Source organism: Planktothrix mougeotii LEGE 06226, from assembly GCF_015207485.1.
Lineage (GTDB): Bacteria > Cyanobacteriota > Cyanobacteriia > Cyanobacteriales > Microcoleaceae > Planktothrix.
Window position 1 is genome coordinate 1 of record NZ_JADEWU010000142.1, and the last position, 4,804, is coordinate 4,804.

Consider the following 4,804-nt stretch of genomic DNA (forward strand, 5'->3'; position numbering starts at 1 on the left):
AGATTTGAATCTAGGATAGTCTGCACGTCTTTCAAAGAAGTTAATGAACCCTCGACTAAGGTTTAAGCAAACAACTTGCAAGCATTGGCTGTAGGTATTTTTCAACCATTCATATTCTTTCTTGAGATCGGGTAATTGTTTTTGTAAGTCGTAACGTGATAATCCTTTCCCGGTTTGCTTATATGTTTGATTGGTCAAGTCTAAAAAACGATTCCACAGCCAACGAACCGAGCCAAAAGCTTGAGCTAATAACTCCTGTTGTTGAACGGTGGGATAGATTCTGACTTTGACTGTTTTGAGCATCTTACCAGGAACCACGTTTACGATAAAATGCTAACAAACGAAGTTTCAGATTGTCAAGTGCTGATCGCACTTTTTGTTTTTCCAAAATTCATACTCACCCTCAGTTGATCGGGGTAGGGATGAATTTTGGGATTTTGTTAATAGAGATAGTTTATCAGGCTTGACACTCCCACCCCTGCGCTACGCTCTTAGGGTGGGATTCTCGTATCTAGCCCAGTCAAACAGAGACAGTTGAATATACTCTTGTTTGCCAGTATTCACCGAGTTCAGGGGTGTGCCAAGCACCCCATGATTTAAACCGGATGAATCCATTACAGAAGCATCTCTCTTTAGGTTCAAATCACATGAAAAACCATCCCATTGAGCTAGGTTTTTCGCGGCATTAAGATCGGAATTATGGTAGTGACCATTAGGGCAATTGAAATCCTGTCGATTTCTTTTGCCAATAACACCACAAGTTGAGCAAGATTTAGAAGTATAAGGAGCGGGTCTTTTTATTAACTTCAATCCTTTTAGAGCCAACTTATAATTAAGTTTTTGTTCCAAAGAATAATAAGACCAATTATGTCGAGATTGACCGGAATCAGAACGAGATTTCTGGCTCTGTTTCATCGTGTTTCGACATCCTTCCAAATCTTCTATAACAACATCGGCGTTATGGTATTGGGCAAAACGAACAATTCGACGACTGATGGTATGATTAATTGCTTCCATCCATCGTTGCTCTTTCTTGTTCCATTTCTTTAATGCTCGAAACTTTTTAGCTTCTTGAAGTTGTTTCCTTCTTTGCTGAAAATAACGTCTTCGATGTTTAACGCTATGACCTTTAAAGAACTTGCCGAAACCCTGTTTAGGTGCAACTACCGCTAAATTATTCTGTCCTCGGTCACATCCTAATCTTTTCTCCGTCTCAACTTCTGGAACATCCTCAGTAATTGACAGATAGGCATACCATTTATTTCGATGTTTAATCAATTTAAAAGAACCCCCTTGAATTGTTCCCCTCAGTAGTCCGTCTAAAACGGGTTGCCAATGAGCGGATGCAACTTCAATGGGAATTCTTTTTTCACCTTTAAGGGTTGGGAAACTAATTGAATAGGTACTCCCTTTTTGAGTTAACTTCCAGTTTTGGTTGTTAACTTCTATCGGGAGAACTTTATATTGTTTAGTTTTACGACCTGTGGGTGATGTGGTATGTCGGATAACTTGATTAACCAAGGCAGATTTTAACTCGGACATGATTTTAGCTGTTGTCATTTTACGCCGTTCTTTGATTGGCAATGACAACAGCTTATTAGCAATTCGCGTATTTTCTTCCGTCATTTGCTCAAACATCTGAGCTTTACAACGGTTGAGATCCACGAATTGCAATTTAATCGTCCGAGTTATCTTAGTCATGTCAACCATGATAACATAGGATTATTTACTCCGCCTAAAGGCGGGTATTCTACATCCCACGCTTGAAAGACGCGCTGCTCTGAATACGGTTATTGTAATGTTTCCGGTGTTGGGTGGGCAGAGGTTCAAATTCTGAATGTTTTGTGCGCCACTCATGTTCCCTAACTCCATCAGGGTAAGGCATCAGATAGCCTGACAACTCCGGTCTATTTATAAATTATGAAGTAATATTAAGCAAATTTTATTAAAAATTGTTGCAAGTTCTTGATTGGCTTGTTAGATTGTGCATAGAGGGTCTTTCCAATCAATGCTCGTATTGAGGAGACATTTGAGCCATGGGTGAAATCAATGTTGCTCTATTCACCAGGAATTAAGGAAAAAAGATAGCCTGGTCTGTTGTCTAATCATGACCCATTACTTATCTCTACAGCCATGACGCCAAATTTTTAAGCTTTCAAGATTGTTGTTTCAACTCTGCATAGAGGAATATCGGTGTTCCTAACGGTTGTTAGGCGGGGATGGAATGGAATTTTATCCTAAATCTCTGGCGAAATTGCACCGAATTCCTCCTCAACAGGAGGTTTTTGCGATGAATATTCAAGGAAAAACAGCCCTAATTACAGGGGCTTCTCGTGGAATTGGTCGGGCAATTGCCTTAGAATTTGCTCAACATCACGTCAAACGTCTGATTTTAGTAGCACGAGATCGTCAGCGATTAGCTGAATTAGCGACAGAATTAGAACCGATGGGGGTGGAAGTCGTTACCTTAGCCTTAGACTTAACCCAACCCGTGAAAGTTAATATTGCCATCGCCCAAGCTTGGCGGTCTCACGGGCCAATTGAAATTTTAGTCAATTGTGCTGGAGTCGCCCACCAAAAGCCCTTTTTACAATCCAAACTCCTAGATGTTCAAGAAGAAATCTCCTTGAATTTAATCGGGTTGTATACCATTACTCATGCTATTGCCCGACGCATGGCCCACCGTAAATCGGGAACAATTGTAAATGTATCGAGTTTAATGGGAAAAATTGCGGCTCCCACCATGTCCACCTATTCGGCGACTAAATTCGCGATTTTAGGATTTACCGAAGCCTTACGTCGGGAATTAGCCACCTACAATATTCGCGTTATGGCTTTATTACCCACCTTAACGGATACGGATATGACACGGGATTTACAACTGTTTCGTTGGGTGGTTCCCATGACCCCCGAACAAGTTGCCAAGGTGTTAGTCGCGGGGTTGGATAAAGACACCTCAGAAATTTTAGTCGGATGGCAAAGCCATTTAGCCGTTTGGTGCAACCGCTTTGCGCCTTGGTTGATGGAAAAAATTCTTCTGTTGACATCCCCCGTCACCCCAAAAATCCAAAAATCCTATCCCATCCTCACAGAAGCGGACTGTTAAGGCAATAGGGAATAGGCAATAGGGAATAGGCAATGGGCAATCAGAATTTATTCTATTTCCCATTGCTCCCTGTTGACTGATGACTGATAACTGATAACTGATAACTGATTAAGGTAACATGATTGCAATAGGCTGTGAATGAACTTCCTCAAATCCTGAAGTTCTCCGCCTCAACCTTTGGAGATTAAAATTTTATGCCGAGATCACAACGAAACGATAACTTTATTGATAAAACCTTTACGGTTATGGCAGACATGATTCTCAAGATGCTGCCCACTAACCAAAAAGCTAAAGAAGCCTTTGCTTACTATCGAGATGGAATGTCAGCCCAGGCGGATGGGGAATATGCAGAAGCTTTAGAAAATTATTATGAAGCATTAACCTTAGAAGAAGATCCCTATGATCGGAGTTTTATTCTCTATAATATTGGCTTAATTCATGCCAGTAATGGCGAACATGAAGAAGCCTTAGAGTATTATCACCAATCTATTGAATTAAACCCCCGAATGCCTCAAGCTTTGAATAATATTGCGGTCATTTATCATTATCAAGGAGAAAAAGCCAAAGAAGCCGGAGATGAGGAGAAAGCGGAACAAGAATTTCGCAAAGCTGCGGAATATTGGATCAGAGCTATTCAGTTAGCACCCAATAACTATATTGAAGCTCAAAACTGGCTGAAAGTTACCGGAAGAAGCAAGATTGATGTTTATTTCTAAAGGTTTTACCGTTGATCAATTTTCCCATTCACCTGTTATTAATTTAAGAAAACTATGTCAATTGATCGTGAACAAGTTGGTAAAGTCGCTCATCTCGCTAGACTAAAATTAACCCCAGAAGAAGAAGAAAAATTTACGGCTCAACTGGGTGAAATTTTAGATTATTTCGAGCAATTAAATGAACTCGATACGGCTAAAGTTCCTCCCATGACACGAGCCATTGAAATGAGTAATATTACTCGACCTGATCAAGGGGAACCCTATGCCAAACGGGACAATATTCTAGCCAACGCCCCCGCACAAGAGGGAGACTATTTCAAAGTCCCTAAAATTATGGCGGAAGAATAATCTGCACTCTCATAAAACTCTGGGTTGAGATCTGTGGAACAGGCATCTTGCCTGTTAAAGCCTGTTAAAGCCTGTTAAAGCCTGTTAAAGCCTGTTAAAGCCTGTTAAAGCCTGTTAAAGCCTGTTAAAGCCTGTTAAAGCCTGTTATAGTGCCTACTCCCCATTGCCCATTGTCTGTTTGGTGATCCCTCCCCCCTAAGCCCTCCGTACACGGGGGGTTTGGGGAGCTTGTTCCCTCTTTTTTGAATTTCGGGCGCAAAAGAGTTGCTGAACTTAAGATTTACCTCTATACTATGAAGACACGTAAAGAAACATTAACTGTACTCATCAAATTTCTCAGATTCTGCTATGCCAGATGAGAGGAGCTTAATGGGATCACATGACTCTTTACGACTTGTCATTATATATATTCGGAGATTTGCGTCCATGACTATTGCAGTCGAAAGACCGCAAGTGCAACGGGGATGGTTTGATGTCCTCGACGACTGGCTCAAACGCGATCGTTTTGTCTTCGTGGGTTGGTCAGGAGTTCTACTGTTTCCCTGTGCTTATCTAGCCCTTGGTGGCTGGTTAACCGGAACCACATTTGTTACTTCCTGGTACACCCACGGTTTAGCAAGCTCTTATTTAGAAG

The 4,804-nt window shown here is 41.2% G+C and carries 5 protein-coding genes and 1 pseudogene; 4 read left to right on the forward strand and 2 right to left on the reverse strand.

Going from position 1 to position 4,804, the window contains the following annotated elements; translation table 11 throughout:
- Positions 1–303: RNA-guided endonuclease InsQ/TnpB family protein (locus tag IQ236_RS27280; RefSeq protein WP_193872344.1), on the reverse strand; the 303-nt coding region annotated here is incomplete at its 3' end.
- Between the two features lie 180 nt (positions 304–483).
- The gene (locus tag IQ236_RS27285) at positions 484–1,710 is read right to left on the reverse strand and encodes an RNA-guided endonuclease InsQ/TnpB family protein (RefSeq protein ID WP_228041895.1); all 1,227 of its coding nucleotides are present in this window, start codon (positions 1,708–1,710) and stop codon (positions 484–486) included.
- A 580-nt stretch (positions 1,711–2,290) separates the two neighbouring features.
- On the opposite strand from IQ236_RS27285, the gene IQ236_RS27290 reads away from it, so the two are divergent.
- The 4 genes and pseudogenes from IQ236_RS27290 to IQ236_RS27305 form a co-directional block, all read left to right on the forward strand.
- Positions 2,291–3,106, forward strand: coding sequence for an SDR family NAD(P)-dependent oxidoreductase (locus tag IQ236_RS27290; RefSeq protein WP_193872349.1), 816 nt, complete (start codon positions 2,291–2,293; stop codon positions 3,104–3,106).
- Between the two features lie 194 nt (positions 3,107–3,300).
- Positions 3,301–3,822, forward strand: coding sequence for a photosystem I assembly protein Ycf3 (locus tag IQ236_RS27295; protein WP_072721608.1), 522 nt, complete (start codon positions 3,301–3,303; stop codon positions 3,820–3,822).
- 54 nt (positions 3,823–3,876) lie between these two features.
- The gene (gene gatC, locus IQ236_RS27300; protein WP_190521353.1) at positions 3,877–4,170 is read left to right on the forward strand and encodes an Asp-tRNA(Asn)/Glu-tRNA(Gln) amidotransferase subunit GatC; all 294 of its coding nucleotides are present in this window, start codon (positions 3,877–3,879) and stop codon (positions 4,168–4,170) included.
- A 426-nt stretch (positions 4,171–4,596) separates the two neighbouring features.
- Positions 4,597–4,804: pseudogene (locus tag IQ236_RS27305) on the forward strand (photosystem II D2 protein (photosystem q(a) protein)); the annotation flags it as partial.